Source organism: Alistipes sp. CAG:268 (assembly GCA_000434235.1).
GTDB lineage: Bacteria > Bacteroidota > Bacteroidia > Bacteroidales > Rikenellaceae > Alistipes > Alistipes avistercoris.
In genome coordinates this window covers 41,627-45,130 of record FR892020.1, presented here as the reverse complement: position 1 = coordinate 45,130, position 3,504 = coordinate 41,627, and the positions used below count along the sequence as shown (strand labels likewise).

At 60.6% G+C, this 3,504-nt stretch carries 3 protein-coding genes and 1 pseudogene; 1 reads left to right on the top strand and 3 read right to left on the bottom strand.

Translation table 11 applies throughout. From position 1 onward, the window contains the following. Positions 1 to 735: deoxyribose-phosphate aldolase (gene deoC, locus QZL63_RS10015; RefSeq protein ID WP_290586848.1), on the top strand; the 735-nt coding region annotated here is incomplete at its 5' end. 152 nt (positions 736 to 887) lie between these two features. On the opposite strand, the gene QZL63_RS10010 is transcribed toward deoC, so the two are convergent. The 3 genes and pseudogenes from QZL63_RS10010 to QZL63_RS10000 form a co-directional block, all read right to left on the bottom strand. Beyond that, on the bottom strand, positions 888 to 1,109 hold the full coding sequence (locus QZL63_RS10010; protein ID WP_290586844.1) for a hypothetical protein: 222 nt from the start codon (positions 1,107 to 1,109) through the stop codon (positions 888 to 890). Next, on the bottom strand, positions 1,102 to 2,736 hold the full coding sequence (locus QZL63_RS10005; RefSeq protein WP_022309161.1) for a S41 family peptidase: 1,635 nt from the start codon (positions 2,734 to 2,736) through the stop codon (positions 1,102 to 1,104). The genes QZL63_RS10010 and QZL63_RS10005 overlap by 8 nt, the downstream gene beginning before the upstream one ends. A 9-nt stretch (positions 2,737 to 2,745) precedes the next feature. Next, positions 2,746 to 3,504 (bottom strand): annotated as a pseudogene (locus QZL63_RS10000) (DUF3078 domain-containing protein); the annotation flags it as partial.

Below are 3,504 nucleotides of genomic sequence, written 5' to 3'. Positions count from 1 at the left end.
ACGACGCTCTCGTGCAACGACTCGGCAACCTCCGTGACGGAGTTCGCACGCAAGGCCGTCGAATTCTACCAGGCATATCCCCACATCCCGAATGTAGCCTCGATCTGCATCTATCCCGCTTTCGTCGAAACGGTCGGCGTAGCCGTGGACGGTACGCCGATGCGCATTACAAGCGTTGCCGGCGGATTTCCCGCATCGCAGACCTTCCTTGAGGTCAAGGCCCTCGAGGTAGCCATGGCCGTGGAGAACGGGGCCGACGAGATCGACATCGTGCTCAACGTGGGCCGGATGCTTACCGGAGAGTACGACGAGGCAGCCAACGAGGTAGAGGTAATCCGCGCCGAGATGGATTCGGACATCATCCTGAAGGTCATCATCGAATCGGGCGCCCTGAAGAGCCCCGAACTCATCCGCAAGGCCTCGCTGCTCTCGATGCTCGCCGGAGCAGACTTCGTGAAGACCTCGACCGGCAAGATCGACGTGGCGGCAACGCCCGAGGCTGCCGTGGTCATGTGTCAGGCCATTCGCGACTATTACGAAAAGACGGGCCGAAAGGTGGGTTTCAAGGCGGCCGGAGGGGTGCGTACCCCCGAGGATGCCGCACTCTACTACACGATCGTCGAGGAGATCCTCGGCAAGGAGTGGCTCACGACCGACCTGTTCCGCATCGGCGCTTCGTCGGCGGCCAACAACCTGCTCTCGGCCATCGAAGGCAAGACGGTGAAATACTATTGACGCCCCGCCCCGGGGAACCTGACGCAGACCGCCTACGACACGAAAGAGGCTCTGCGCCGGGAAGCGTCATGAAAACGGAAAGCGGATCATCCCGACGGGATGATCCGCTTTCCGTATGGCACGAGCCGAAATACTGCTGGCACGAACCCAAATCAGGCGCCCGTCTTCCCGCCCGTCTCGGCAGCTTCCGTCTGCTCCGAAGAGGCCGCATCACGCCCGTCATCCGACGTACGGCCCGGGGTAGTGACGGCAGCAGCCGGACGGTCGGACCGGTCCCAGATCATCGACCGGTAACTGCCGGCGTGCAGGATCGTCATGACCAGTACGAAAAGTACCGCAACGGTGACGATCAGACCGATCATACGCTTAATCATCCTGTTCCGAATTCAGAATCGCGATGGCACGCATGATCACGTTGTCCACCGGATAGATGTTTGCATAGAAACCGTTGTCCTCGAGGGGCGTGTTGCGGCCGATGTAGGCCCGCAGCTGCGCCTCGATGAGTTTGCGCGAACGGGCGATGTCGCCGTAACGGGGCGCCACGCCCTTGCGCGCCGCATAACGGACGAAGTCGTCGAACATCCCCGGGTCGCTGTCGAGCAGCGCCTCGAGATCCTCGACCGTCCGCACGGCATTCAGGGCATCACGATGCCGGTCCGAATACTCGATCGTATAACGGTAGAGGATATTGCGGCCCGCCACCTCGACGAAATACTTCGTCACGTCGGTCGTATCGGCTGGCACGAAGACATCGGGCATGATGCCGCCCCCGCCGTAGACCACCTTGCCGCCCGGCGTGATGCGTTTGAGCGAGTCGGCGAAGTGGATGCTGTCGGCCGTAAAGAACTCGTTGTTGCGGTAGCGGTTCCAGATATCCTCCTCGTATCCGGCCTCGTCGCCGATCGTATAGGGTTTCTGGATCGAACGGCCCGTCGGCGTATAGTAGCGCGCCGTAGTCAGCCGCAGAGCCGAGCCATCGGCATAGGGGATCTGCTGCTGCACGAGCCCCTTGCCGAACGAACGGCGGCCGATGATCGTGCCGCGGTCGTTGTCCTGAAGTGCACCGGCCAGAATCTCGCTCGACGACGCACTCGCCTCGTCGATCAGCACGGCCACTTCCATATCCTGTGCCGAGCCGGTCCCGTCGGCATATTCGCGCACCTGCTCGTGGTGGCGGTCCTCCGTATAGACGATCAGCTGTCCTTCGTGCAGGAACTCGTTGGCCACGAGGATCGCCTGGTCGAGGTAACCGCCCGAATTGCCGCGCAGATCGAAGATCAGTTTCGAAATACCCTGCGCACGCAGCGTATCGAGCGCCCCGCGGATCTCCGCCGAGGTCGTGCGCGCAAACTGACCCAAACGGATGTAACCGATGCCGTCCACGATCCGGAAGGCCGACTCGACGCTCCGGATCGGGATCACGCCGCGCTCGACCTCCACATCGACCAGTCCGGCAATGCCCTGCCGCTCGAGACCGAGGCGGACCTTCGAGCCGCGCGGCCCGCGCAGGCGTTTCATGATCTCGTTTTGAGGCACCCGGCGTCCGGCGACCAGCGAATCGTCGATCTCCACGATCCGGTCGCCCGCCTTGACACCGGCCCGGTCGCTCGGCCCCTGCGGAATGACGTTGAGCACGATGACCGTATCGGTGGCCATGTTGAAGACCACGCCGATGCCGTCGAACTCCCCCTCGAGGGGTTCGTTCAATTCCTGCATCTCCGAAGCCGGGATGTAGACCGAATGGGGGTCGAGTTCAGCCACGAGCATCGGGATGACATGCTCGGCCAGGGAATCCATCGACACGGAATCGACATAGCGGTTTTCGATGAGTGAAAGCGTATAGGTCAGTTTGTTCGTGGGGAGGGCCATCTGTGTCAGCATGCCCCGGATCTCGGAGGCCCGATCGTGTCGGCCGAGATACTGTCCCAAAAGGATGCCCAGTGCCATGCCCGCTGCCAGAAGCATCGGGAAAAGCACCGTCTGTTTCGAGTTCTTGTACATGTGCGGATGTTACTTGTTCTTGAAGGTATAGGTCACGCCCACCATGAGCTGCATCTGTGTCTGCAGATCGAGGTTCTGCGCCCGGTTGTAATACATTCTGAACGAGAAGGTCGTCTTCAGGAAGCGCGTGGCACTGATCTCGAGCGTATTTTCCCAGCGCAACGTCGGATGGATGGCCAGCAGGGGCTTGTCCTTGATGTCGTGACTCACGCTCGTATCCTCGGCATTGTTCCACTTGTCGAGAGCGTGCCGGTATTCCGTATAGTCGGTGAAACGGTTCTTCTGCCCCATGTCCGTAATCCAGCCGTAGAAGGAGTAGATTGAGGTCCGGTAGCGCAGATAACCCGTCTTGCCGAAGGTGCGGTCGAAGTCGATCTGGACCGACGAGCCGCCCTCGTATTTCGACGTCTCGTCGGGATACGGAAGGCCGTAGATCTCCCAGCCCCACTTGTTGTCCCACTGGTTGTTGCGTATCCGCTCGCTCTCGACGAACACGGCACTCATAGCCACCGGCGAGAGGTTGATCGAGATCGGGAACTTGGGGGTCGGGCTCTTGTAGGTCAAACCGAACGACATGTCGAGGTAACCCGGCGAGAGGAACGAACTCTTCAGGTGCTCGCGTTCCTGTTGCGTTCGTGAGAAGTAGCCGTTCGAGAACTGGCTCCGGAACTTGATGATCGAACCGTAGGACCAGTTCTTTGCCAGTTTGAACGACGGGGCCACCGAGATCGAAATCTCATCCTGGTCCTTGAAACAGATGCCGACGCT